We start from the raw sequence: 24,571 nt of genomic DNA on the forward strand, positions 1-24,571 counted from the left end.
GAGGAACACACCGCATGCGCAGGCCCCTGATCGGCATGACCTCGTACGCAGAGCAAGTGCAGTACAACGGCAACGACGTCATGGCGGGCATGCTCCCGATGACGTACGTGCGGGCCGTGCACGCGGTGGGCGGACGAGCCGTGCTGATCACCCCGGACGATCCCGGTGAGGACGTGATCGAGTCGCTCGACGGCATCGTCTTCTGCGGCGGCAACGACATCGACCCGGCGTACTGGGGTGCCGAACGGCACCCGACGACCGAGGTCGACAAGGAGCGCGACGAGTCCGAGATCCGGCTGATGCGGGCGGCCCTCGCCGCCGACCTGCCGCTGCTCGGCGTCTGCCGGGGCCTGCAGGTGATGGCCGTGGTCGGCGGCGGCACGCTGCACCAGCACCTGCCCGACGTGATCGGCCACGACCGGCACCGGGCCGCCAAGGGCACCGACCCGCTGGCCGCGGGCGCCTCGGCGTACGGACGGCACGACGTGATCATCGAGCACGACTCGATCGCGCACCGGATCCTGGGGGCCCACGCGACGGTGAATTCGTTCCACCATCAGGCGATCGACGACCCGGGCTCGTTCACCGCGACCGGCTGGTGCCCCGACGACCGGGTCATCGAGATCATCGAGGATCCCTCCTGCACGTTCGCGCTGGGAGTGCAGTGGCATCCCGAGCGCACCGCCGATCTTCGGGTGTTCGCCGCCCTGGTCGAGGCGGCCGCCGAGCGCTCCGGGCTGAAGCCGGAAGCCTTCGCCGCGTAACCGCCCGGCCCGTCCGGTGTTACCGTGCTCATCCGTACCTGCGGACCGGTTCGGCGGGCAGGAGAGCGTGGGAGGAGCCCCATGGGCGTGAGCTCGGACGGCACCCTTCCGAGCCGGCTGCGGGTGGCCTTCGAGCGGGGCGGCGAGATGGGCCGCCGGATGGCCGGGCTCGACTGGTCGGCCAGCCCGCTCGGGCCGCCGGCCGAGTGGGCGCCCGAGCTGCGCGACGCGGTGTCGACCATGCTGGCCTCGCGGGCCCAGATGATCATCTTTTGGGGCCCGGAGTACTGCTCGCTCTACAACGACGCCTACATCGCCACGATGGGCACCAAGCACCCCGCCTTCCTGGGCCGGCCCGGCCGCGAGATGTGGGCCGAGGCCTGGTCGGTGCTCGAGACCCTGTTCGACGGCGTGGCCAGCAGCGGCGAGGCGTTCTGGGCGGCCGACCACCCGTTCCGGCTCGAGCGGCACGGCTTCCTCGAAGAGACCTACTTCGACATCTCGTACGACCCCATCCGCGGTGACAACGGCTCGGTCGAGGGCATCTTCTGCGTCGTCAGCGACACGACCGCGCGGGTGCTCGGCGAGCGCCGGGTGCGCAGCCTGAGCGCGCTCGGCTCGCGCCTGTCCGGCTCACCCGATCAGGTGGCGCTGGCGGCCGAGGTGGTGGCGGTGTTCGCCGAGGACGCGGCCGACGTCCCGTACGCGCGGCTGGTGCTCGACGACAGCGTGGAGCCGGCCCATCCGGTCGTGCGCCGGGTGATCGAGAGCGGCCGGGCCGAGCAGGTGCCGCTGCGCGAACTGACCGAACCGCCGCCCACGGCCGCCGCGGAGGCGCTCGTGCTGCCCGTCACCGTGGGTCCCGTACGGGTCGGGGGGCTGATCGTGGGGGTCAGCCGCTATCTGGCGCTCGACGGGGGTTATCGCGACTTCCTCGAGCTGGCGACCGCGCAGATCTCCCGGGCCGTGGGCAACCTGCGGGCGTACGAGCAGGAAAGGGCCCGCGCCGCCGGGCTGGCCGCCCTCGACCGGGCCAAGACCAACTTCTTCTCCAACGTGAGCCACGAGTTCCGGACGCCGCTGACCCTGATCCTCGGCCCGCTGGACGACCTGCTCGACGACCCCGGGCTGCCCGGCCAGCAGCGCGAACGCCTGGAGCCGATGCGGCGCAACGCCCTGCGCCTGCTCAAGCTGGTCAACACGGTGCTCGACTTCTCGCGGCTGGAATCGGGGCGGATGCGCGCGGCGTACCAGCCGACCGACCTGGCCGACTACACCGCCCGGCTGGCCAGCACCTTCCGCTCGGCCGCGGAACGGGCCGGACTCGAGCTGGTGGTGGACGCGCCGCCGTTGCCCGCGCCGGTTCACGTCGACCGCGACATGTGGGAGAAGATCGTCCTCAACCTGCTCGCCAACGCGGTGAAGTTCACCCCGCGGGGACGCATCGAGGTCCGCATCCGGGCCGTCGGCGGGGGTGCCGAGCTCACCGTGCGCGACACCGGCATCGGCATCCCGGCCGACCAGTTGCCCCTGCTGTTCGACCGGTTCCACCGGGTCACCGGCAACTGGTCGCGCAGCCACGAGGGCACCGGTATCGGCCTCGCCCTGGTGCGCGAACTGGCCGAACTGCACGGGGGTGCGGCCACGGTGGCGAGCGAGCCCGGCGCGGGCAGCGTCTTCACCGTCACGGTCCCGTTCGGCTCCGCACACCTGCCGGCCGACCGGATCACCGACACCGGCGATCGCGCGGTGACCGCGATCGACCCCCGCCCGTACGTGGAGGAGGCCGAGCACTGGTGGGCCGGCGACGAGCCGTCCGAGCCGTTGCCCGAGCCCGTGCCCACCGGCCGGCCGCGCGGCCGCATCCTGATCGTCGACGACAACGCCGACCTGCGCGACCACCTGAGCCGGCTGCTGCGCCCGCTGTGGGAGGTCACCACAGCGGTCGACGGCCGGGCCGCGCTCGAGCTGGCCGCCCACCGGCAGTTCGACCTGGTGCTGACCGACGTGATGATGCCCCGGCTGGACGGGTTCGGCCTGATCGCAGCCCTGCGCGCCGACGAGCGCACCCGAGACGTCCCGATCGTCGTGCTCTCGGCCCGGGCCGGTGAGGAGGCGTCCAGCGAGGGCCTCGCCGCGGGCGCCGACGACTACCTGGTCAAGCCGTTCTCAGCCCGCGACCTGACCGCCCGGGTGCGCGCCAACCTCGACCTCGGGCAGGCCCGCCGCCAGGTCCTGCACCGGCTGCGCGAGCTCGTCGACACGGCGGCCGCGATCGACTCCGTCCGCACCACGGCCGAGGTGCTCGACGTCGCGGCCCAGCACGTCCGCGACATGGCCTCGGCGGGCCGGGTGGTGATCACCGTCCCCGGCGCCCAGGCCGAGGTGGACGCGGGCGCCGACCCGGGCTCGCGGCCCGACCTGGAGCTGCCGCTGCCCGACACGTCCGGCGCGACCGTCGGCGAGCTGCGGGTCTGGGCGTCGCCGCAGGGCACCCCGGAACCGGCGGTGCTGGCCCAGCTGGCCCGCCTGATCGGGCTGCGGCTGGAGAACGCGCGACTCTACGAGGCCGAGCACCGGATCGCCAGCACGCTGCAGCACAGCCTGCTGCCGCAGTCGCTGCCCCAGCTGCCGGGAGCCGTCCTGGCCGGCCGTTACCTGGCCGGCAGCAGCGAGGCCGAGGTCGGCGGCGACTGGTACGACGTGATCGCCGCGCCCGACGAGCAGCTGTACCTGGTGATCGGCGACGTGGTCGGCAAGGGCGTCCAGGCCGCGGCGGGCATGGGGCAGCTCCGCAACGCGCTCCGGGCGTACATCCTGGAGGGTTTCGACTGCGGGGACGCGCTGACCCGGCTCAACCGGCTCGTCGACAACCTGGGCCGGCGCCAGTTCGCCACAGTCGTGTGCGTGCGGTTCGATCCGCGGGAACGCCGCCTGCACTTCTCGTCGGCCGGGCACCCGCCGCCGGTGCTGGTGCCGCCGGGCGAGCTCGGCTCGTTCCTCTACCAGTCGGCGCTGGGCCCGCCGATCGGCGCGCTCACCGACATCGACTACCCGACGCTCTCGGCCCCGATGCCGACCGGCGGGCGCCTGCTGCTCTACACCGACGGCCTGGTCGAGGACAGGCAGACCGGGATCGACGCCGGGCTGGCCGAACTGACCGCCGACGCCGCCAAGCCCGCCGAGACCGTGGCCGAACTGCTCGACGGGCTGCTGGCCAAGGCGGCCCGGCGTGCCCGCCGCGACGACATCGCGCTGCTCGGGCTGGAGGCGACCGGGCCGCGCGAGTTCGTGCTGCGCCTGCCGGCCGAACCCACCCAGCTCGGCGTGGTGCGGCGCCGGCTCGACGAGTTCCTGACCGCGCACGCCGTGCCCGAGGCCGACGCGTTCGACCTGACCGTGGCGGTGTCCGAGGCGGCGGCCAACGCGATCGAGCACCCGATCGAGCCGGCCGAGCCGTTCATCACCGTCGAGGGGTCGGTGGCCGACGGGGCGGTGATCATCGTGGTGCGGGACAGCGGCACCTGGCGGCCCAGCGGGTCCGGCGGTTTCCGCGGGCGCGGGCTGGCCCTGATCGGCGCCCTGTCGGAGCTGGCGGTGCTGCGCTCGCCGGAGGGCACCTCGGTGACGCTGCGGCGGCCCTTCAGCCCTTGAGCCAGGGCTGCGTGGACAGCCCGCTGATCTCCAGCACCCGGCGCACCTGCGCCGAGGCCAGGACCGTGAACCCGTTGCCGTAACGCTCGGCCAGCCGCAGCAGCGCGTGGATCGCGGCCGAGTCGAAGAAGGTGACGTTGCGCAGGTCGAGAGTGGCCGCGGCGGTGCCGTCCCTGGTGGCCGTCTCGTACATGGCGCCGGCGGTTGACATGTCGACCTCACCGCCCACCGTGACGACGACCCGGCCCGCCTCCACGGCCGCCGTGGCCGTGAAGTTCTGGTCCGCCTGCTCTTGATCCACGCTGACACGATTACACAGGGGCCTGAGACCGGCAAGAACCGCCCGTTGGGCCTCAACAGAGCCGTTATGGTGCGGCCGCCACCACACCGGCGCGGCGTCGGCTCGGCGATAGGCTGGCCCCATGACCGTTCGCGCCCCATTGGCGCCGGGAAAGCAGTCGCCCTGGCGGGCGGTCCCGGCGCAGATCGTCCGCCCTGAGTACGTCGGGAAGAAGCGCCCGAAAGAGTGGCGCGGCTCGCACGTGCAGACCGCCGAGACCATCGACAAGATGCGGATCGCGGGGCGGCTGGCGGCGCAGGCCACGCAGCTGGCGGGGGAGCACTGCAAGCCCGGCGTCACCACCGACGAGATCGACCGGGTGGTGCACGAGTTCCTGTGCGACCACGGCGCCTACCCGTCCACCCTGGGCTACAAGGGCTTCCCCAAGTCGTGCTGCACCTCGCTCAACGAGGTCATCTGTCACGGCATCCCCGACTCGACGGTGCTCGAGGACGGCGACATCATCAACGTCGACGTCACCGCCTACCTCGACGGCGTGCACGGCGACACCGACGCCACCTTCTGCGTGGGCGAGGTCAGCGAGGAGGCGCGCCTGCTGGTCGAGCGCACCCACGAGGCGATGATGCGGGGCGTCAAGGCCGTCGCGCCGGGCCGCCCGATCAACGTGATCGGCCGGGTCATCGAGTCGTACGCGAAACGCTTCGGCTACGGCGTGGTCCGCGACTTCACCGGTCACGGCATCGGTGAGACGTTCCACTCCGGGCTCTACATCCCGCACTACGACAACCCGCGCCTCGACACGGTGATGGAGCCCGGCATGACCTTCACCATCGAGCCGATGATCACCCTGGGCACCCACGAGTACGACATGTGGAAAGACGGCTGGACGGTCGTCACCAAGGACCGCAAGTGGACCGCCCAGTTCGAGCACACACTGGTGGTCACCGACGACGGCGCCGAGATCCTGACCCTGCCGTGACGCAGGTCGCCGAGCACCACCACGCGGACGTCTCCGGCGGCTGGCTCCGGGCGGCGACCTTCGGCGCGATGGATGGGCTGGTCACCAACATCGCGCTGATCGCCGGCGTGGGCGGCGGCGGGGCCGACCGGTCGGCGCTGGTGCTCACCGGGGTGGCCGGCCTGGTGGCGGGCGCGATCTCGATGGGCATCGGCGAATACACCAGCGTCCGCACGCAGAACGAGCAGGTCGCGGCCGAGCTGGCCAAGGAGCTGCGCGAGCTGCGGCTCAACCCCGAGGGCGAGGCCGACGAGCTGGTCGGCATGTGGGTCGCCCGCGGACTGCCCGAGCCGCTGGCCCGAGAGGTCGCCGACGTGCTCAAGCAGCATCCCGACCAGGCTTTGCGGGTGCACGCCCAGGAGGAGCTGGGGGTGGTGCCCGACGAGCTGCCCAGCCCGTGGACGGCGGCCGGGTCGTCGTTCGTGTGCTTCGCCGTGGGCGCGCTGATCCCGCTGCTCACTTACCTGCTGGGCTTCGACAGCCTGTGGCTCGCGCTGGCGGTCGGCGGGATCGGCCTGTTCGCGGCGGGCGCGGTGGTCGGCCGGTTCACCGCCCGTCCGTGGTGGCTGGGCGGCCTGCGGCAACTCGCCCTGGGCGCGCTGGCCGCCGTGGCCACGTACGGGATCGGGGTCTGGATCGGCGTCTGACTACTCGAACAGCTCCTTCAGAGTGCCGTCGACCGGGCGGCCCCGCGCGGTCAGGTCGTCGGCCTGCGCATCGAGGATCTTGCTCAGCTCCTGCACGTCGGCCCCGGCCAGCCCGGTGCGCTTGACGGCGTCGGCCGGATTGCGGAAATACGTGCGGCTGAGCAGGCCCGCGACCAGGGCGGTGTGCAGGCGGGCGTCGGCCATCAGGACGAGCGCGGCGTCGGTGTCGTAATACTCGGCCAGCCGTACGGCCCGGCTGTGTGCGGCCGCCGCGAGCTCCCAGTTGTGCCGGGCCAGGCCGCTGAACTCGAGCGGGCGGGCCTCGGCGAGCCGGCTCAGATGGGCGTCGCGGTGCTGGGCCAGCAGGCCGCGGGGGTCGTGCAGCGGGCGGCAGGTGACGAACCGCTCCGCCTCCAACGGCCAGCGCGGGGTCAGCTCGCGCGCCCGGCGCAGCTCCTCCTCGGCCGTGCTGACCCGCAGGTCGACCAGGATGCCGTCCACCCGGCGCAGAGCCGGCCGGGGCCCCGCGCCGCCCCGATAGGTGAGCACGACCAGGTTGACGTCGCTGCCGTCGTGGTCGTCGCCGTGGGCCAGCGACCCGTGCACGCCGATCGCCTGCACCTCGGCCGGCCAGCGGCGCTCGATCACGTCGCTCAGCCGGGTGGCCAGGCGGCCCCGCGGCGAGCTCAAGTCGATCTCGTCCTGCACCCCGTCATTGTCGAGCATCCATGCGTACGGGGAAGGTCTACAGCGCGTAGCTGGAGAAGGGACATCGCCACATCATTCGGGACGTCCCGGGAAGGGCAGGGTCACCGGGCTCACCGCGGCCAGGCGGCGCCAGCGGGTCGCGCGCACCGCCGCCTCGGTCATCGCGGCCAGGGCGGTGGTGCGGTCGGCGCCGGTGCTCGCGGGCAGCAGCGGCCGCCACGCCTGGGCCACGCCGTCCTCGACGTGGATGGCCAGCTTGAGCGCGCTCGCCCGGTCGGTCACCGGGAACGGCAGCTGATAGCCCGCGGGCGACGGGGCGGCGCTGGCCTTGAGCTGGGCCAGCTTGGCCACCAGGAAGTCCCGGCGGCCGCGGTGGGTCTGCTCGGCGGCGCGCGCCTCGGTCACGTCGCCCCGGCCACCCAGATGCACCCCGAGCAACCCGTACGCATAGATGGCGGCTTCCTCGGCGGCCAGGGCCGCGCCCAGTTGCGGGTTCATCGCAGCGCCGCCACGGTCGTGCCCAGCTGCGGGCTCGTCTTCTGCGCCGCCAAGGCTCCGCCCAGCTGCGGGCTCATCTCCCGGGCGGCCGGGGTCGTGTCCAGCTGCGGGCTCATCGCGGCGCCACCCCGCCCGGCGGCTGCCTCCGGGCGCTCATCGCAGGGCCTCGGCGTGGGTGGCGCGGCTGGCGGCGATCGAGCCGACCAGGGCCGCCCGCTCGGCCGGGGCGGCCAGGCAGGCCGCGACCGCGGACTTCTGCGCCGCCTGCTCGGCCGAGCGCAGCGTGGCCACCGTCTCGGCCGCGGCGCCGGCCGGTGCGCTCGCGCTCGGGCCCGCCGAGGGCGGCGTCTTGCCGATCAGCCGGGCCAGCTCGGCCACGTGCGCGCGGTGGTCGTCGGCCAGCGGGGTGAGCCGGGTGCCCAGCCCGGGCTGGGCCGCGATCGCCCGATCGTAGGACGCGGCCAGCGCCGCCGCCTCGTCGAGCAGCGGCTGCAGCGGATCCGGTGTCTCCGGTGGGGCCGGCTCGTCGTCGAGGAGGCCGCACCCGCTCAATGAGGTGGCCGCCAGGCCCGCCGCCGCGACCCCGAGCACGCGCCTGCGGTGGTACCCCGTGATGCTCATGCGCACCGCGCCAGTCAACACCATCGGGTACGCGCCGTGAGCTGCGGATGGCGCGGAATCGGTGCGGCGGCGAACCGTCGCTCGGTCCCGCGCGTTACGCTTCGTGCCAGCCGCGGGGCTTTCCGGCCCGGCGGCATGCAGTCGTTTGTCCGATTTCAAGGAAAGGTCGAGCCCCGATGACGCAGCGTGGTCGCGCCGGCGCCCGGCCCGGACAGGGTCCCGGGGCCCGTCGCCGCCGGGAGGCCGAGGAGCCGCGGGTTCCCGCCGCGCCCCGCATCGACCTGTCCGCCGCCCGCGCCCGCGTGCGTGAGGTGATCGAGCCGGTCGTCGCCCGGGCGGGTTACGACCTGGAAGACGTGGCCGTCTCGCGGGCCGGCCGCCGCCACGTGGTGCGCGTGCTGGTCGACACCGACGGCGGCATCAGCCTGGACGACGTGGCGATCGTCTCGCGCGAGATCTCCGGCGCGCTCGACGCGGCCGACGAGCAGGGCGAGGTGCTGGCGGGCGAATACCAGCTGGAGGTGGGCTCGCCCGGTGTCGACCGGCCGCTGACCCTGCCCCGGCACTGGCGGCGCAACCGGGGCCGGCTGGTCGCGGTCAACGGGCTGACCGGCCGCGTGGTCGACACCGATGACGAGGGCGTCGTGCTCGACGTCGACGGCACCCCCCGCGAGCTGCGCTTCGACGAGCTCGGCCCGGGCAAGGTGCAGATCGAGTTCAAACGGCTGGACGAGGCCGACTTCGGCGACGAAGACGACGACGATGACGATGACGACGAAGGGGAGGGCGAGGAATGAACATCGACCTCGCGGCGCTGCGCGCCCTGGAGCGCGAGCGGGAGATCCCGTTCGACACGATTCTGGCCGCCATCGAGACGGCCCTGCTGACCGCCTACCGGCACACCGAGGGCGCGCAGAGCCACGCGCGCGTCGAGATCGACCGTAGGACCGGTGTCGCCTCGGTGCTGGCGCAGGAACTGGACGACGACGGCACGGTGGTGCGCGAGGTGGACGACACCCCGCACGACTTCGGCCGCATCGCCGCGATGACCGCCAAGCAGGTCATCCTCCAGCGGCTGCGCGAGGCCACCGACGAGCAGCACTTCGGTGAGTACGCGGGGCGCGACGGTGACCTGATCACCGGCATCGTGCAGGCCGACGCGGCGCGGGCCGAGAAGGGCATCGTGATCGTCGACCTCGGCAAGATCGAGGCCGTGCTCCCGCAGTCCGAGCAGGTCCCCGGCGAGTCCTACGAGCACGGGTCGCGCATCCGGGCGATCGTCGTGCACGTGGCCAAGGGTTTCCGCGGCCCCCAGGTCACCCTTTCGCGCTCCCACCCGGCCCTGGTCAAGAAGCTGTTCGCGCTCGAGGTCCCCGAGATCGCCGACGGTGTGGTGGAGATCGCCGCGATCGCACGTGAGGCAGGTCACCGCACCAAGATCGCGGTGCACTCGACGGTTCCCGGCGTCAACGCCAAGGGCGCCTGTATCGGCCCGATGGGTCAGCGGGTCCGGGCCGTGATGAGCGAGCTGCACGGCGAGAAGATCGACATCATCGACTGGTCGGAGGATCCGGCCCAGTTCGTCGGCAACGCCCTCTCGCCCGCAAAAGCCCTGCGTGTCGAGGTGGTGGACGCCGCCACCAGGACGGCCCGGGTCACCGTGCCCGATTTCCAGCTCTCGCTGGCGATCGGCCGTGAGGGGCAGAACGCCCGGCTCGCCGCCCGCCTGACCGGCTGGCGGATCGACATCCGGCCGGACAATGAACCGACCGGCCCGTCCGACCGTTCAACCCCGGCCGACCGTGATGCGGCCGAGGCGGGAAGCTGACCGGATACGCGTCCGGGGCGCATGAGGAGTAGACTTTCATATGGTCGGCCCGACGCGAACCTGTGTCGGCTGTCGCAAGCGCGCGCCGGCCTCTGATTTGCTGCGGTTCGTCGCGGCCGGTTCCGGGGATGATCTCCGGCTCCAGCCCGATCCGAATCGCCGACTGCCGGGCCGGGGAGCGCATCTGCATCCTGATCCGGCTTGCTTCGCGCTGGCGGAGCGGCGTCGCGCCTTCGGGCGGGCGCTGCGTCTCCCCGGTGTTGCTGACACCGGAATGCTTGCCGAGCACATCCGGGTGGCTTCCATGTCACTCGGAACGACCGATGACACGGCCGCCGTGGCCGTGTCACGACCCAGCAAGGTAGGACGACCCAGATGAGCACACGATGAAGTCCCTGAAATGAACAGGCTTCTAGTGCACGAGTGAGGTCGTTGCGGGTGCGCTCGCACGACCTCGAAGTGAGGAGTGCAGTGCCAGGAAAGGCCCGCGTACACGAGCTCGCGAAGGAGCTCGGGGTCGACAGCAAGACCGTTCTCGCCAAGCTCAAGGAGATGGGCGAGTTCGTCAAGTCAGCTTCAAGCACGGTCGAGGCCCCGGTGGCCCGGCGGCTTCGTGGCGCCCTCGAGGCAGGATCCGCTCCGGCGGCCCCCGCCGCGTCGGCCCCCAGTGCCCCCGCGCCCACCTCCGCCCGTCCGGCCCCGCCCAGCGCCCGGCCGCAGCCGCCGCGCAAGCCGGCCGCCCCGGCCGCGGGAGCGCCCAGCGCCCCCACGTCCCCGGCGCCGTCTCCCGGTTCCTTCGCGCGTCCCAAGCCGCCGGCCGGCCGTCCGGGTCCCACGCCCGGTCCGGTCGCCAAGCCGGCGAGCGCCCACGACATCGAGGTCGCAGCGGCCGAGGCACGTGCCTCGGCGCTCAAGGCCGAGCAGGAGGCCGCGGTCAAGGCCGCTCAGGCCGCCCGCACCCGCGACGCCGAGCGTCGCGCCCAGCAGCCCCCGGCCGACGGTGGCTCGCGTCCCCGTCCGGGCCCCGGTGCGGTTCCCCCGCGTCCGGGTTCCCCGGCTGCCCGTCCCACGGCTCCCGGTGCTCCGGGCGGCCCGCGTCCCGGCCCCGCCGGTGGCGCGCCGCGCCCGCCGCAGCGTGGTCCCGGTAACAACCCGTTCGGGGTGTCCGGGGGTGGCGCCGGTTCGCGGCCCACGCCCAACGCGATGCCCCGGCCCAACCAGCCCGGCATGCCGCCGCGGCCGAGCCCGGCGTCGATGCCGCCGCGGCCCAGCCCCGCGTCCATGCCCGCGCAGCGCCCGGCCGGTCCCGGCCGTGGCGGTCCCGGCGGCGGCGCCGGTCGTCCCGGTGGTCCCGGCGGCGGCCGTGGCGGCCCCGGTGGTGGCGGCGGCGGTTACCGTGGCGGCCCCGGTGGTGGCGGCGGCGGTGGCGGTGGCTACCGCGGCGGTCCCGGTGGTGGCGGCGGTGGCGGTGGCTACCGCGGCGGTCCCGGCGGCGGTGGCGGTGGCGCCGGTGGCGGCTTCCGTCCCGGTGGCGGTGCTCCGGCCGGTGGCGGTGCTCCCGGTCGTCCCGGTGGCGGCGGTCGTGGCCGTGGCGGCGGCGCCGCGGGTGCCTTCGGGCGTCCGGGTGGCCGGCCGACCCGTGGCCGCAAGTCGAAGAAGCAGCGGCGTCAAGAGTTCGACAACCTGTCGGCTCCGCAGATGAGCTCGGGCGCTCCGCGTGGTCAGGGCCAGGTCATCCGGCTCTCCCGCGGCGCGTCGCTCTCCGACTTCGCCGACAAGATCAACGCGAACCCCGGTTCGCTGGTCCAGGAGATGTTCAACCTGGGCGAGATGGTGACGGCGACGCAGTCCGTCTCCGACGACACGTTGCTCCTGCTGGGCGAGCACCTGGGCTTCGACGTCCAGATCGTCAGCCCGGAGGACGAGGACCGTGAGCTGCTCGCGCAGTTCAACATCGACCTCGACGCCGAGGTCGCGGAGGACCGCCTGGTCAGCCGTTCGCCGGTCGTGACCGTCATGGGTCACGTCGACCACGGTAAGACCAAGCTGCTCGACGCGATTCGCAAGACCAACGTGGTCGCCGGCGAGGCGGGTGGCATCACCCAGCACATCGGCGCCTACCAGGTGCACTACGAGCACAACGGTGACGACCGCGCGATCACCTTCCTCGACACCCCGGGTCACGAGGCGTTCACTGCCATGCGTGCCCGTGGTGCCCAGGTGACCGACATCGTCATCCTCGTGGTCGCGGCCGACGACGGCGTCATGCCGCAGACGGTCGAGGCGCTGAACCACGCCAAGGCGGCCGAGGTGCCGATCGTGGTCGCGGTCAACAAGGTCGACAAGCCCGACGCCAACCCGGAGAAGGTGCGGCAGCAGCTGGCCGACTACGGCCTGCTGGCCGAGGAGTACGGCGGCGACACGATGTTCGTGAACGTGGCGGCCAAGCCCGGGATCGGCATCGACGAGCTGCTCGAGGCCGTCCTGCTCACCGCCGACGCCTCGCTGGAGCTCACCGCTCCGGTCGACGGCGCGGCCCAGGGCGCGGTCGTCGAGTCGCACCTCGACAAGGGTCGTGGTGCGGTGGCGACGGTGCTGGTGCAGAAGGGCACACTGCGGGCCGGCGACTCGATCGTGGCGGGCGGCGCGCACGGCCGCGTCCGCGCCATGCTCGACGAGAACGGCAACACGGTGGCCGAGGCCCTGCCGGCACGTCCGGTGCTGGTGCTCGGTCTGACCTCGGTGCCCGGCGCGGGTGACACGTTCCTCGCCGGCGAGGACGACCGCACCGTGCGCCAGATCGCCGAGCAGCGGCAGGCCCGCCGTCGTGCGGCCAGCTTCGCCAACTCGGGCACCAAGGCCACCATCGAAAACCTGATGGAGCAGCTCAAGGAGGGCGAGAAGACCTCGCTCACCCTGGTCATCAAGGGCGACTCGTCCGGTTCGGTCGAGGCCCTCGAGGACGCGCTGTTCAAGATCGAGATTCCGGACGAGATCCAGCTCAAGGTCATCCACCGCGGCGTCGGTGCGATCACCGAGAGCGACGTGAACCTGGCGTCGGCTTCCTCGGAGGCCATCGCCACGATCATCGGCTTCAACGTCCGGGCCTCGAACAAGGTCAAGGAGATGGCCGACCGGGCGAACGTGGAGATCCGCTACTACAGCGTGATCTACCAGGCCATCGAGGAGATCGAGGCCGCGCTCAAGGGTCTGCTCAAGCCGGAGTACGAGGAGGTCGAGCAGGGCACGGCGGAGATCCGCGAGGTCTTCCGCTCGTCCAAGATCGGTCTCATCGCCGGCTGTCTGGTCCGCACGGGTCTCATCCGCCGCAACGCCAAGGCCCGCATCCTGCGGGACGGCACCGTGGTGGCCGACAACGTCACGATCAGCTCGCTGCGCCGCTTCAAGGACGACGCCACCGAGGTCCGCGAGGGCTTCGAGTGTGGTCTGACGCTGAACGGTTACGGCAGCCCGCAGGTCGGCGACGTGATCGAGACCTTCGAGATGCGCGAGAAGCCCCGCTCGTAAGGGTTCAGTAGCACCAGTCAAGGCCCCCAGTGCTCCGGCGCTGGGGGCCTTGCTGTCCAATGGCTGGCATGTCCCGGTACGCCCTGCTGCTCGCGCCCTCCGCCAACCGCGTCTACGCCGATCAGGCCGCCCGCCTCGCGACCGCCGAACTGGCCGGGTTCGCGCCGGTGCTCACCGGCGGCCTCGACGACATCGACGTCACCACCCTCGGCGGCGTCGAATACCTGACCTTCACGGGCGACCTGACGGTGCGCGACGTCGCTTATCTGTCGAACCTGTCCGCGGCGTACGCGCTGTTCGAGCGCACCGGCGACGATCACCTGCGGCCGGTGCTGATGACCCCGCTGGCCCGCTACGACAGCGACCTCATCACGATCCCGAAATACGCGGGCAAGACCAACGAGCAGTTCACCAAGCTCGTGCTCAACCTGACGATCCTGGCCTCGGCGTCGGCCGGCCGGATGCTCGACGACCACCTCACCGTGCTCGACCCGCTGTGCGGCCGCGGCACGACGCTCAACCAGGCGCTGATGTACGGCTACGACGGCGTCGGGGTCGAGATGGACGGCAAGGACGTCGAGGCGTACAAGCTGTTCCTGCAGACCTGGCTCAAGCGCAAGCGCCTCAAGCACACCGCCGACCTCGTGCCCGTCCGCCGGCAGGGCCGCCGGGCCGCCCGCCGGCTCGAGGTGACGCTGGCCGCGAGCAAGGACGACCACAAGGCGGGGGCCGTGCAGAAGGTCGTGGTGCTGCAGGCCGACACCACTCAGCTCGACGGGCTGCTGCGGGGTGGGGTCGCCGACGTGCTGGTGGCCGACCTGCCGTACGGGGTGGCGCACGGCTCCTACGACGACGAGGGCGGGCTCTCCCGGCGCCCGCTCGACCTGCTGGAGCGCGCGGTGCCGCAGTGGCTGCCGCTGCTGCGCCCGGGCGGCGCGATGGGGCTGTCGTGGAACACGAAGGTCGCCAAGCGCGAGCTGGCCGAGGACATCCTGCAGGCGAACGGGCTGGAGATCGTGCCCCAACTGCCCCTCGTGCACCGCGTGGACCAGGGGATCGAGCGCGATGTGGTGGTCGCCCGCCGAAATTGAGCCGCGGACTGTCGTACCCCGGCAGTAACCTTCGCGCTGATGTATACCGAGACCGCAGTGTTCGATCTGCTGCTGCCGGGCGATTCCCGATCGCTCAAGCAGAAGCGCTCCTATGTCCGCCCGATCCTCGCGATGCTGAAGAAATACGAGGTCAGCGCAGCCGAGGTGGGCTTCCACGACCTGCACGCCCGGGCCCAGCTCGGCGTGGCGGTGGTGGCCGCCGAGCCCGCACAGGCGCGGGCCGTCATCGATTCCTGCGAGAACCAGGTGGCCGGCCGGCCCGAGATCGAGCTGCTGTCGGTCAAGCGCCGGTTGTACGGCGACGACGACTGACTCAGACGTTCGGCCCGGTGGCCACGTGGGTAGGCTTCAGCAGTTGGGCGGGGGCGTTCGCGAACCCGCAGGAACACAGTCGGAGGTGGGCGATATGTCGGACCCGGCCAAGACGCGGCGGCATGCCGAGCGCGTACGGGAACTGGTGGCGTCGCTGGTACGTGAGATCAAGGATCCCCGGCTCGGCATGGTGACCGTCACGGACGCACGGATCACCGGCGACCTGCGTGACGCGACGGTCTACTACACGGTGCTCGGCGACAGCACTGAGCAGGCGGGCACCCAGACGGCTCTGGAGAGCGCCAAGGGCATGCTGCGCAGCCGCGTGGGCCACGCCCTGGGCCTGCGGCACTCGCCGAGCCTGACGTTCGTGCTCGACAACGTGCAGGACCACGCCAAGGAGATGGAGGACCTGCTGGCCGAGGCGCGTCAGCGCGACCAGGAGGTCCAGCGGCTGGCCGCCGGCAAGAAGTACGCCGGTGACCCCGACCCCTACAAGAGCGACGACGAGGACGACGAGGACGCCCCCGAGCGGGTCGGCGCCCGCGAGGACCAGAGTTGACCTCCTCCTCCGTTGTGCGGCCCGGTGTCGAGCCGGGCCGCACCTCAGCCGTGCCCGAGGCGTCGTGGGCCGCGGCCGTGGCGGCGATCCGCGCGCTGCCCCGCGACGCCGAGGTGCAGCTGATCTGCCACGTCAACCCCGACGGCGACGCGCTCGGCAGCATGCTCGGCTTCGCGCTGGGCCTGCGCCGGCTGGGCTTCACCGGGCTGCGGGCCACGTTCCCGGGCCAGTTCGACGTGCCGGAGCCGTATCGAGCGCTGCCCGGAGCCGAGCTCCTGGTGCCCGAGCCTCAGGCGTACGGGAAACCGGCCTTGATCTTGATCTTCGACGTGGCCGGCGAGTCGCGTCTGGGTGATCTGGTCCGCCTGCTCGATGCCGGGGCCCCGGCGATCGTGCTCGATCATCACGCCTCCAACACCGGCCTGGGCGACGTCAGCCTGGTCGACCCGGCCGCGGTCGCCACCTCGGTGGTGGCCGACGAGCTGCTGACCCGGCTCGGGGTCGAGCTCGACGCCGAGATCGCCGAATGCCTGTACGTCGCGCTGGCCACCGACACCGGTTCGTTCAAGTTCGTGCGCGACCCGTCCGTGCACGAGCTGGCGGCCCGGTTGATCGCGACCGGCATCAGCCCCGGTGACATCGCCCGGCGCATCTTCGACACCCGCCCGTTCGGGGCGATGAAGCTGGCCGGCGAGGTGCTGGGCCGCGCGGTCCTCGACCCCGCGGCGGCCGGTGGGCGCGGCCTGGTCTGGACGTTCGCGACGAGCGCCGACCTCGAACGCCACAACCAGCGGCCCTACGTGCTCGATTCGCTGATCGACCCGGTGCGCGGGGTGGCCGAGGCCGACGTGGCAGTGGTCGTCAAGGAGCAGACGGCCGGCGAGTGGTCGGTGTCGCTGCGCTCCAAGGGGGGCGTCGACGTCAGCGCGGTGGCGGTGGCCCTGGGCGGCGGCGGGCATCGCCTGGCGGCCGGCTTCACGGCGCACGGCACCCCCGACGAGGTCATCGCCCGGATCGTCCCGTTGCTGGCGGCCAACCTCTCCTGACGCCGTTCTGCGATGACGCGCGACGAGGTCTCGTCGCGCGTTTTCTTATGCCTGAGTGACTGTCCGGTATCAGATCGGTGTCTCGCTGGGTGGGAACCGCGCCTCAACGGGCGGACCTGAACGATAGTTTGGTGACCTGAACGGTGATTTGGTTTTGCGCGGCCGTGACCACCGCCCGCCGTGGAACCGCGAGCCACCCGGGTTCACCCATCCGGGTCGCGTCACCCAGCGCCAGGTGCCCGGCGATCCCGGGCCGGCCTCGATGTGACGCCCGCTCGACCGATCCCAGACAGCGTGCGCGTGCCTCTCGTCACGCCGCACCACCGTGGAAGGACCACGATCATGGCTGCCAAGCCGAAGCCGCAGAGCACCGACGAAGCCCGCGAGCAGGCGCGCCGCGCCCTGCAGACGTCGATGGACACTCGTCAGTAACCCCTAAGTAAGCCCCTATCCGCATTGAGATCCTTACGGTGGGGCGGGCATCATGAGTAACTATGAGCCCGCCTGCCCCTGAGGTGAGACCTCGGTCAGGCGCGTCCGCGCGCAAGATCGCCTCCCTTGCCCTGCCCGCCCTGGTGGTGCTGGCCGCCGAGCCCCTCTACGTGCTCGTCGACACCGCCGTCGTGGGTCACCTCGGCCCGGTGCCGCTCGCGGCCGTCGCCGTCAGCGGCTCCGTCATGTCGGTGGCCGCCTGGCTCGGCACCCTCATGTCGTACGGCACCACCGGGCGGGCCGCCCGTCGCTTCGGCGCGGGTGACCGGGCCGCCGCGGTCGCCGAGGGCGTACAGGCCTCCTGGCTCGCGCTCGGCGTGGGCGTGCTGCTCGCCGTGCTCGCCCAGCCCCTCGCCGGCCCGCTGGCCCGCGCCCTCGCGGGTGACCACGAGGTCGCCGACGCGGCCGCCGGCTGGTTACGCGTCGCCGTGCTGGGCGCCCCCGGGCTGCTGCTGGCCGCGGCGGGCAACGGCTGGATGCGCGGTGTGCAGGACACCCGCCGCCCGCTCGTCTACGTGCTGGGCGCCAACGTGCTCTCGGCGATCCTGTGCCCGGTGCTGGTCTACCCCGTCGGCTGGGGCCTGACCGGCTCCGCCGTCGCCAACGTGGTCGCGCAGACCGTCTCCGGCTTCTTCTTCCTCTACGCCCTTTTCCGCGAGACCAAGCAGCTGCGCCCCGACCCGCAGATCATCCTGCTGCAGCTGCGCCTCGGCCGCGACCTGTTGATCCGCGGCGGCGCGTTCCAGGCCTGCTTCCTCTCGGCGACCGCGGTGGCCAGCCGGTTCGGCGTCGAATCGGTGGGCGCCCACCAGATCGGCCTGCAGCTGTGGTTCTTCAGCGCGCTCGCCCTGGACGCCGTCGCCATCGCCGCCCAGTCGCTGGTCGGGGCCGCGCTCGGCGGGGGCAGCGCGGGCGAGGCCAAGGCGGTGGCCCGCAAGGTGACCATCGCGGGCGGCCTCTCCGGGGTCGCGTTCGCGCTGCTGGTCACCGCGGGCGCCGGGTCGATACCGGGCTGGTTCACGCCCGACGAGGGTGTGCACGCCCAGGCGGCGATCATCTGGCCCTGGTTCATCGGGCTGATGCCCTTCGCCGGGGTGGTCTACGCGCTCGACGGCGTGCTGATCGGCGCGGGCGACGTCCGCTTCCTGCGCAACATCACCCTGGCCGCGACCCTGCTGGGCTTCCTCCCGGCGATCTGGATCGCGTACTTCTTCGACCTCGGCCTGGGCGGCGTGTGGGCCGGGCTGGCCCTGCTCATCCTGATCCGCTTCGCCACGACGGTGTGGCGCTGGCACTCCGGCCGCTGGGCCGTGGTGGGTGTGACGCGCTGAGCTTCTAGGGTGGTCCGGTGAATGCGGACGGACTCATCGTGGTGGACAAGCCGGCGGGGATGACCTCGCACGACGTGGTGGCGCGGATCCGGCGGCTGGCCAAGACCCGGCGCGTGGGGCACGGCGGCACCCTCGACCCGATGGCCACGGGCGTGCTGATCATCGGCGTCAACCGGGCCACACGCCTGCTCACGTACGTGATCGGTTCGTCCAAGAGCTACGCCGCCACGATCCGCTTGGGTCAGTCCACGATCACCGACGACGCCGAGGGCGAGATCACCGCGACCGCCCCGGTGGACGGGGTCACCGACGCGGCGATCCGGGACGGGCTGGCCGGTCAGCGCGGCGAGATCGACCAGGTGCCCAGCGCCGTGAGCGCCATCAAGATCAATGGGCAGCGGGCGTACAAGCGCGTGCGCGAGGGCGAAGAGGTGACGATCCCGGCCCGCCGGGTGACGATCTCACGTCTCGACGTGCTCGAGATCCGGCGCGATGCCGGCTTCGTCGACGTGGACATCGAGGTGACCTGCTCCTCGGGGACCTACATCCGGGCCATCGCGCGCGACCTGGGGACACTGCTCGGGGTCGGCGGGCATCTGACGGCCCTCCGCCGTACGGCCGTGGGGGGTTTGACCTTGGAGTCGGCGCGGACGCTCCCCGAGCTCGAGGACGTGGCGCCGGATGTGATCTCGCTGCCCCTGGCCGAGGCCGCTCGGCAGGCCTTCCCGCAGCGGGAGGCCACGGCGGACGAGGCGCGGGTGCTGAGCCACGGGGGGCCGCTGGCGCCGGTGGGGATCGACGGCCCGTACGCGGTGTTCGCGCCCACGGGGGAGGTGCTGGCCATCGTCTCGGAGCGCGAGGGGCGGGCCCGGGCGGAGATCGTACTGGCCCCGGCCTGAGCGTCGCGGCATCGTCGCTACGCTGAGCCGGAAATCGAACGCCAGGAGGGCGAGACATGCAGCGGTGGCGGGGGTTCGAGGCGGTGCCCGGCGGGTGGGGGCGCTCGGTCGTCACGATCGGGGTCTTCGACGGCGTGCACCGCGGCCACCAGGCGATCATCGGGCACGCCGTGAAGCGGGCGCGGGATCTGGGGTTGCAGTCGGTGGTGGTGACCTTCGACCCGCACCCGGCCGAGGTGGTGCGGCCGGGGTCGCATCCGGCGGTGCTGACCGAGCCGGTGCGCAAGGCCGAGCTGATCGAGCAGCTGGGGGCCGACGCGCTCTGCGTGGTGCCCTTCACCCCGGCGTTCTCGCAGCTCAGCCCGGATGCCTTCGGGCATGACGTGCTGGTCGAGGCGCTGCACGCGGCAGTCGTGGTGGTGGGGGACAACTTCCGCTTCGGGCACAAGGCGGCCGGGGACGTGGCCGGGCTCGAACGGCTGGGGGTGCAGTTCGGCTTCACCGTGGAGGACGCGCCGCTGGTCACCGAGGACGGGCTGGTCTTCTCCTCGACCTACATCCGCAGCTGTGTCGACGCCGGTGACGTGCGCGCGGCGGCCTCGGCCCTGGGCCGGCCGCACCGCCTGGCCGGCGTGGTCGTGCGGGGCGACCAGCGCGGGCGTGAGCTCGGCTTCCCGACGGCCAATCTGATGGTCCACCGGTATGCGGCGGTCCCGGCCGACGGCGTCTACGCGGCCTGGCTGATCCGCGGGGGCGAGCACGCGGCCCGCCTGCCCGCGAGCGTGTCGATCGGCACCAATCCCACCTTCTCGGGCCGGGAGCGCCGGGTCGAGGCGTACGTGCTCGACTTCTCGGGCGACCTGTACGGCGAGCGCGTGAGCCTCGACTTCGTGGCCCACCTGCGCGAACAACGGACGTACGACGCCATCGAGCCGCTGGTGGCCCAGATCAACGCCGACGTCGAAGAGACCCGCGCGCTGCTTCGATAGCACCCTGGTAGGGTTGAGGAGACGCTGGATGTCCAGCGACCGGTCCCGCCTGCCTGCCCGACGCCGCGGGCCGCGGAGAAACCGCTTCTCACCGGCAACACAGAATTACGGAGAACATGGCGCTCGATCAAGAGACCAAGACCAAGATCATCGACGAGTACAAGGCGAAGGACGGCGACACCGGGTCGCCCGAGGTCCAGGTCGCGATGCTCACCAAGCGGATCGCCGATCTGACCGAGCACCTCAAGATCCACAAGCACGACCACCACAGCCGTCGTGGTCTGCTGCTGCTGGTCGGCCGCCGCCGCCGCCTGCTCAACTACGTTCAGAAGAAGGACATCGCGCGCTACCGGACGCTGATCGAGCGTCTCGGCCTGCGCCGCTGACTTGACGGGGGAGTGGCCTGGGGCCGCTCCCCCTTCGCGTAACACCCACGGACCCGCGCGGGACGCAGTAAGCCACCGGTCCTCGGTAGTGGTAACCAGGCACAAGAATCCTGGGTACTTCGATCGAAGACCGGCAGCTGCGAATACCGCGCTGTGTTGACCGCCGGGTCCTCGACGAAGGAGTACCGCACCACATGACAGAGCAGAACACCGCTCTCGGCACCGAGTTCCGCACCGCCGTCATCGACAACGGGTCGTTCGGCACTCGCGAGATCACGTTCTCCACCGGCCGCCTCGCCAAGCAGGCCGCCGGCTCGGTCATCGTCCAGCTGGGCGAGACCGTCGTCCTCTCCGCGACCACGGCCAGCAAGCAGCCGAAGGAGCACTTCGACTTCTTCCCGCTGACCGTCGACGTCGAGGAGCGGATGTACGCCGCGGGTCGCATCCCCGGCTCGTTCTTCCGCCGTGAGGGCCGGCCCAGTGAGGACGCGATCCTCACCTGCCGCCTGATCGACCGGCCGCTGCGCCCGTCGTTCACCAAGGGCCTGCGCAACGAGGTCCAGGTCGTCGAGACCGTCCTCGCGCTCGACCCGCAGCACCCGTACGACGTGGTCGCCATGAACGGCGCGTCGATGTCGACCAAGCTGTCCGGCCTGCCGTTCAGCGGCCCCATCGGCTCGACCCGCGTCGCGCACATCGACGGTCAGTGGGTCGCCTTCCCGACCATCGAGGAGCTCGAGCGGGCCACCTTCGACATGGTCGTCGCGGGCCGCACGCTGGAGGACGGCGACGTTGCCATCATGATGGTCGAGGCCGAGGCCACCCCGAACGCGGTCAAGCTGATCGCGGCCGGCGCCACCGCCCCGACCGAAGAGGTCGTGGCGAGCGGTCTCGAGGCCGCCAAGCCCGCCATCCGCGAGCTCTGCCGCGCGCAGAGCGAGCTGGCCGAGGTCGCCTCGAAGCCGGCCGTCGAGTTCCCCGTCTTCCTGGAGTACCAGGACGACGTCTACTCGGCCGTCACCGAGGCCGTCCGGGCCGAGACCGCCGAGGCCCTCAAGATCGCGGCCAAGCAGGAGCGCGAGGAGGCCCTCGACCTGGTCAAGGCCAAGGCGCACGAGCTGCTGGACGAGCGCTTCGAGGGTCGCGAGAAGGAGATCAGCGCCGCCTTCCGCTCGGTCACCAAGAGCGAGGTGCGCCAGCGGGTGCTGCGCGAGCAGGTCCGCATCGACGGCCGCGGCCCGCGCGACATCCGGCCGCTGACCGCTCAGATCGGCATTCTGCCCCGCGTGCACGGTTCGGCGCTCTTCGAGCGGGGCGAGACCCAGATCATGGGCGTCACCACGCTGAACATGCTGCGGATGGAGCAGGCGCTCGACACCCTGGCGCCCGAGAAGTCCAAGCGCTACATGCACAACTACAACTTCCCGCCCTACTCCACCGGTGAGACCGGCCGGGTGGGCTCGCCGAAGCGCCGCGAGATCGGTCACGGCGCGCTGGCCGAGCGGGCCCTGGTGCCCGTGCTGCCGTCCCGCGAGGAATTCCCGTACGCGATCCGCCAGGTCTCCGAGGCGCTGGGCTCCAACGGCTCGACGTCGATGGGCTCGGTCTGTGCCTCCACGCTGTCGCTGCTGAGCGCCGGTGTGCCGCTGAAGGCGCCGGTCGCCGGCATTGCGATGGGCCTGATCTCGGACGAGGTCGACGGCAAGACGCAGTACGTCGCGCTGACCGACATCCTGGGCGCGGAGGACGCGTTCGGCGACATGGACTTCAAGGTCGCCGGCACGAGCGACTTCGTGACCGCCCTGCAGCTGGACACCAAGCTCGACGGCATCCCGTCGGACGTGCTGGCCGGTGCCCTGCAACAGGCGCACGACGCCCGCGCGACGATCCTGGGCGTGATGGAGGCGGCGATCAGCTCGCCGGCCGAGATGTCGGAGTACGCGCCGCGCGTCACCTCCGTCAAGATCCCGGTCGACAAGATCGGCATGGTGATCGGCCCCAAGGGTCAGACGATCAACGCGATCCAGGACGAGACCGGCGCCGACATCTCGATCGAGGACGACGGCACGATCTACGTCGGCGCCACCAACGGCCCGGCCGCCGAGGCGGCGGTCGAGCGGATCAACGCGATCGCCAACCCGACGCTGCCCAAGGTCGGCGACAAGTTCCTGGGCACGGTCGTCAAGACGGCCGCGTTCGGCGCGTTCATCTCGCTGCTGCCCGGCCGCGACGGCCTGCTGCACATCAGCAAGGTCGGCGACGGCAAGCGCGTCGAGAAGGTCGAGGACTTCCTCAACGTCGGCGACAAGGTCGAGGTGTCCATCGCGGACATCGACGCCCGCGGCAAGATCTACCTCGACAAGGTCCGCCCCGAGGGCGCGGAGGCACCGGCCGCCGCGGAGGCCCCCGCCGAGGGTGGCCGCCCGCCGCGTGAGCCGCGGGGTGACCGTGGCGAGGGTGGCGGCGAGCCCCGCCGTCGCCGGTCGCGCCCCAGCGGTGACCGCGGTGGCGACCGTGGCGAGCGCCGCGACTAATCACCGGTGACAACAAGTGATCGCGGGTCGGCTGCCAAGCCGGCCCGCGTTTCTACCAGAACCCTCGCCGACGGCGCGAAGCGCACGACCCTGCCCAGCGGGCTGCGCATCGTCACCGAGGCGATCCCGACCACCCGCAGCGCCGCCCTCGGCGTCTGGGTGGGCATCGGCTCGCGGGACGAGACGCCCGGCATGTCCGGCGCCTCCCACTTCCTCGAGCACCTGCTCTTCAAGGGCACCCACAAGCGCACCGCGCTGCAGATCTCGGCCGAGATCGAGGCCGTGGGCGGCGAGACCAACGCCTTCACCACGAAGGAATACACCTGCTACTACGCGCGGGTGCTGGACGCCGACCTGCCGCTCGCGGTGGACGTGCTGTGCGACGCCGTAGCCGATTCGATCATGAACCCGGCCGACGTCGAGACCGAGCGCGGCGTGATCCTCGAAGAGATCGCGATGCACGAGGACGAGCCCGGTGACGAGGTGCACGACATCTTCACCGAGGCGATCTTCGGCACCCACCCGCTGGGCCGGCTGATCTCGGGGACCGAGGAATCGATCACCCCGATGACCCGCAACCAGATCCACGGGTTCTACCGGCGGCGCTACACCGCCCCCAACATCGTGATCGCGGCCGCGGGCAACCTCGACCACGCCACCGTCGTCCGGCTCGTCCGTAAGGCCCTGGCCGGCACGGCGCTCGACTCCGCACCGGCTGAACCGGCCGGTCCCCGTACGGGATCCAAGCGCGTGGCGACCCAGAAGCCGCACACGGTCGTGCGCAACCGCGACACCGAGCAGGGCCACCTGGTGCTGGGCGGGGTCGGCATCGGCCGCCGCGACGAACGCCGCTTCGCCCTGGGCGTGCTCAACAACGTGCTCGGCGGCGGCATGTCGAGCCGGCTGTTCCAGGAGATCCGCGAGAAGCGGGGCCTGGCCTACTCCGTCTACTCGTACGCCAGCCAGTACGCGGACGCCGGCCTGTTCGGGGTCTACGCCGGCTGTGCGCCCGGCAAGGTGGAAGAAGTGCTCGACCTCACCCGTACGGAACTCGAAAGGGTGGCGGCCAAGGGCATCGAGGCCGACGAGGTGATCCGGGGCAAAGGCATGGTCAAGGGCTCGTACGTGCTGGGCCTGGAGGACACCGGGTCGCGGATGAGCCGGCTGGCCAAGTCGGAACTGCTCTACGGCGACCTCATGTCGGTCGACGAACTGCTGGCCCGGGTGGACGCGGTCACCCCGGACGACGTCAACGAGGTCGCGGCCCAGCTGCTGGCCCAGCCGATGTCGCTGGCCGTGGTCGGACCCTTCGACGAATCCGCGTTCGGCACGCACCGCTAA

The 24,571-nt window shown here is 71.9% G+C and carries 22 protein-coding genes; 18 read left to right on the forward strand and 4 right to left on the reverse strand.

Features of this window, described 5'->3' with window-relative positions:
* Positions 1–14: 14 nt before the first annotated feature.
* Together BKA14_RS37460 and BKA14_RS37465 are read left to right on the forward strand one after the other, a co-directional pair.
* Positions 15–764 (forward strand): gamma-glutamyl-gamma-aminobutyrate hydrolase family protein, encoded by a 750-nt coding sequence (locus tag BKA14_RS37460; protein WP_184955466.1) that lies wholly within the window; start codon positions 15–17, stop codon positions 762–764.
* An 81-nt stretch (positions 765–845) separates the two neighbouring features.
* On the forward strand, positions 846–4,418 hold the full coding sequence (locus tag BKA14_RS37465) for a SpoIIE family protein phosphatase (RefSeq protein WP_239092529.1): 3,573 nt from the start codon (positions 846–848) through the stop codon (positions 4,416–4,418).
* On the opposite strand, the gene BKA14_RS37470 is transcribed toward BKA14_RS37465, so the two are convergent.
* On the reverse strand, positions 4,408–4,719 hold the full coding sequence (locus tag BKA14_RS37470) for an STAS domain-containing protein (RefSeq protein ID WP_239092528.1): 312 nt from the start codon (positions 4,717–4,719) through the stop codon (positions 4,408–4,410). The two genes, BKA14_RS37465 and BKA14_RS37470, sit on opposite strands and share 11 nt — an antisense overlap.
* A gap of 121 nt (positions 4,720–4,840) precedes the next feature.
* On the opposite strand from BKA14_RS37470, the gene map reads away from it, so the two are divergent.
* The gene (map, locus tag BKA14_RS37475; RefSeq protein WP_184955468.1) at positions 4,841–5,698 is read left to right on the forward strand and encodes a type I methionyl aminopeptidase; all 858 of its coding nucleotides are present in this window, start codon (positions 4,841–4,843) and stop codon (positions 5,696–5,698) included.
* Complete coding sequence (locus tag BKA14_RS37480) at positions 5,695–6,384, forward strand: VIT1/CCC1 transporter family protein (RefSeq protein ID WP_184955469.1); 690 nt, start codon at positions 5,695–5,697, stop codon at positions 6,382–6,384. The genes map and BKA14_RS37480 overlap by 4 nt, the downstream gene beginning before the upstream one ends.
* Here the strand turns inward: BKA14_RS37480 and BKA14_RS37485 are convergent, their stop codons facing one another.
* The 3 genes from BKA14_RS37485 to BKA14_RS37495 form a co-directional block, all read right to left on the reverse strand.
* On the reverse strand, positions 6,385–7,110 hold the full coding sequence (locus BKA14_RS37485; protein WP_184955470.1) for a nucleotidyltransferase domain-containing protein: 726 nt from the start codon (positions 7,108–7,110) through the stop codon (positions 6,385–6,387). It abuts the gene before it with no gap.
* 54 nt (positions 7,111–7,164) lie between these two features.
* The gene (locus BKA14_RS37490; RefSeq protein ID WP_184955471.1) at positions 7,165–7,590 is read right to left on the reverse strand and encodes a ferritin-like domain-containing protein; all 426 of its coding nucleotides are present in this window, start codon (positions 7,588–7,590) and stop codon (positions 7,165–7,167) included.
* A gap of 153 nt (positions 7,591–7,743) precedes the next feature.
* Positions 7,744–8,211, reverse strand: coding sequence for a hypothetical protein (locus BKA14_RS37495; protein WP_239092527.1), 468 nt, complete (start codon positions 8,209–8,211; stop codon positions 7,744–7,746).
* 176 nt (positions 8,212–8,387) lie between these two features.
* Between BKA14_RS37495 and rimP the strand changes: the two genes are divergently transcribed.
* From rimP to BKA14_RS37565, 14 genes are all read left to right on the forward strand, one after another.
* Positions 8,388–9,008 carry a ribosome maturation factor RimP gene (gene rimP, locus BKA14_RS37500; RefSeq protein WP_184955473.1) on the forward strand — a complete coding sequence of 207 codons (621 nt, stop codon included), beginning with the start codon at positions 8,388–8,390 and terminating at the stop codon, positions 9,006–9,008.
* Complete coding sequence (nusA, locus tag BKA14_RS37505; protein ID WP_184955474.1) at positions 9,005–10,039, forward strand: transcription termination factor NusA; 1,035 nt, start codon at positions 9,005–9,007, stop codon at positions 10,037–10,039. Before rimP ends, nusA begins: the two co-directional genes overlap by 4 nt.
* 40 nt (positions 10,040–10,079) lie before the next feature.
* Positions 10,080–10,418, forward strand: a complete 339-nt coding sequence (locus tag BKA14_RS37510; RefSeq protein ID WP_184955475.1) for a YlxR family protein — start codon at positions 10,080–10,082, stop codon at positions 10,416–10,418.
* Positions 10,419–10,510: 92 nt separating this feature from the next.
* A complete protein-coding gene (infB, locus tag BKA14_RS37515) occupies positions 10,511–13,567 on the forward strand; it encodes a translation initiation factor IF-2 (RefSeq protein ID WP_184955476.1) in 3,057 nt (1,018 codons plus the stop codon).
* Between the two features lie 68 nt (positions 13,568–13,635).
* The gene (locus BKA14_RS37520; RefSeq protein WP_184955477.1) at positions 13,636–14,658 is read left to right on the forward strand and encodes a TRM11 family SAM-dependent methyltransferase; all 1,023 of its coding nucleotides are present in this window, start codon (positions 13,636–13,638) and stop codon (positions 14,656–14,658) included.
* A 39-nt stretch (positions 14,659–14,697) separates the two neighbouring features.
* Complete coding sequence (locus tag BKA14_RS37525) at positions 14,698–14,991, forward strand: DUF503 domain-containing protein (RefSeq protein WP_184955478.1); 294 nt, start codon at positions 14,698–14,700, stop codon at positions 14,989–14,991.
* 94 nt (positions 14,992–15,085) lie between these two features.
* Positions 15,086–15,553 (forward strand): 30S ribosome-binding factor RbfA, encoded by a 468-nt coding sequence (rbfA, locus tag BKA14_RS37530; RefSeq protein WP_184955479.1) that lies wholly within the window; start codon positions 15,086–15,088, stop codon positions 15,551–15,553.
* A 14-nt stretch (positions 15,554–15,567) separates the two neighbouring features.
* Positions 15,568–16,599 (forward strand): DHH family phosphoesterase, encoded by a 1,032-nt coding sequence (locus BKA14_RS37535; RefSeq protein ID WP_239092539.1) that lies wholly within the window; start codon positions 15,568–15,570, stop codon positions 16,597–16,599.
* Between the two features lie 494 nt (positions 16,600–17,093).
* Positions 17,094–18,422, forward strand: coding sequence for an MATE family efflux transporter (locus BKA14_RS37540; RefSeq protein ID WP_184955480.1), 1,329 nt, complete (start codon positions 17,094–17,096; stop codon positions 18,420–18,422).
* 17 nt (positions 18,423–18,439) lie between these two features.
* Positions 18,440–19,321, forward strand: a complete 882-nt coding sequence (truB, locus tag BKA14_RS37545; RefSeq protein ID WP_184955481.1) for a tRNA pseudouridine(55) synthase TruB — start codon at positions 18,440–18,442, stop codon at positions 19,319–19,321.
* Positions 19,322–19,377: 56 nt separating this feature from the next.
* A complete protein-coding gene (locus tag BKA14_RS37550; protein WP_184955482.1) occupies positions 19,378–20,310 on the forward strand; it encodes a bifunctional riboflavin kinase/FAD synthetase in 933 nt (310 codons plus the stop codon).
* A 116-nt stretch (positions 20,311–20,426) separates the two neighbouring features.
* Positions 20,427–20,696 (forward strand): 30S ribosomal protein S15, encoded by a 270-nt coding sequence (gene rpsO / locus BKA14_RS37555; protein WP_184955483.1) that lies wholly within the window; start codon positions 20,427–20,429, stop codon positions 20,694–20,696.
* Between the two features lie 194 nt (positions 20,697–20,890).
* Entirely contained in the window at positions 20,891–23,230 is a 2,340-nt protein-coding gene (locus BKA14_RS37560) for a polyribonucleotide nucleotidyltransferase (RefSeq protein WP_184955484.1), read from the forward strand.
* Positions 23,231–23,236: 6 nt separating this feature from the next.
* Entirely contained in the window at positions 23,237–24,571 is a 1,335-nt protein-coding gene (locus tag BKA14_RS37565) for a M16 family metallopeptidase (RefSeq protein WP_184955485.1), read from the forward strand.

Origin of the sequence: Paractinoplanes abujensis (genome assembly GCF_014204895.1) — a bacterium.
GTDB lineage: Bacteria > Actinomycetota > Actinomycetes > Mycobacteriales > Micromonosporaceae > Actinoplanes > Actinoplanes abujensis.

Bases quoted from the DNA above. Each gene is read 5' to 3' on its own strand.
- BKA14_RS37560 (WP_184955484.1), top strand. From the start codon at position 20,891: ATGACAGAGCAGAACACCGCTCTCGGCACCGAGTTCCGCACCGCCGTC.
- rbfA (WP_184955479.1), top strand. From the start codon at position 15,086: ATGTCGGACCCGGCCAAGACGCGGCGGCATGCCGAGCGCGTACGGGAA.
- map (WP_184955468.1), top strand. From the start codon at position 4,841: ATGACCGTTCGCGCCCCATTGGCGCCGGGAAAGCAGTCGCCCTGGCGG.
- BKA14_RS37520 (WP_184955477.1), top strand. From the start codon at position 13,636: ATGTCCCGGTACGCCCTGCTGCTCGCGCCCTCCGCCAACCGCGTCTAC.
- BKA14_RS37495 (WP_239092527.1), bottom strand. From the start codon at position 8,211: ATGAGCATCACGGGGTACCACCGCAGGCGCGTGCTCGGGGTCGCGGCG.
- BKA14_RS37540 (WP_184955480.1), top strand. From the start codon at position 17,094: ATGAGCCCGCCTGCCCCTGAGGTGAGACCTCGGTCAGGCGCGTCCGCG.
- BKA14_RS37525 (WP_184955478.1), top strand. From the start codon at position 14,698: ATGTATACCGAGACCGCAGTGTTCGATCTGCTGCTGCCGGGCGATTCC.
- rpsO (WP_184955483.1), top strand. From the start codon at position 20,427: ATGGCGCTCGATCAAGAGACCAAGACCAAGATCATCGACGAGTACAAG.
- BKA14_RS37460 (WP_184955466.1), top strand. From the start codon at position 15: ATGCGCAGGCCCCTGATCGGCATGACCTCGTACGCAGAGCAAGTGCAG.
- BKA14_RS37465 (WP_239092529.1), top strand. From the start codon at position 846: ATGGGCGTGAGCTCGGACGGCACCCTTCCGAGCCGGCTGCGGGTGGCC.
- BKA14_RS37510 (WP_184955475.1), top strand. From the start codon at position 10,080: ATGGTCGGCCCGACGCGAACCTGTGTCGGCTGTCGCAAGCGCGCGCCG.
- nusA (WP_184955474.1), top strand. From the start codon at position 9,005: ATGAACATCGACCTCGCGGCGCTGCGCGCCCTGGAGCGCGAGCGGGAG.
- BKA14_RS37485 (WP_184955470.1), bottom strand. From the start codon at position 7,110: ATGCTCGACAATGACGGGGTGCAGGACGAGATCGACTTGAGCTCGCCG.
- rimP (WP_184955473.1), top strand. From the start codon at position 8,388: ATGACGCAGCGTGGTCGCGCCGGCGCCCGGCCCGGACAGGGTCCCGGG.
- BKA14_RS37550 (WP_184955482.1), top strand. From the start codon at position 19,378: ATGCAGCGGTGGCGGGGGTTCGAGGCGGTGCCCGGCGGGTGGGGGCGC.
- BKA14_RS37490 (WP_184955471.1), bottom strand. From the start codon at position 7,590: ATGAACCCGCAACTGGGCGCGGCCCTGGCCGCCGAGGAAGCCGCCATC.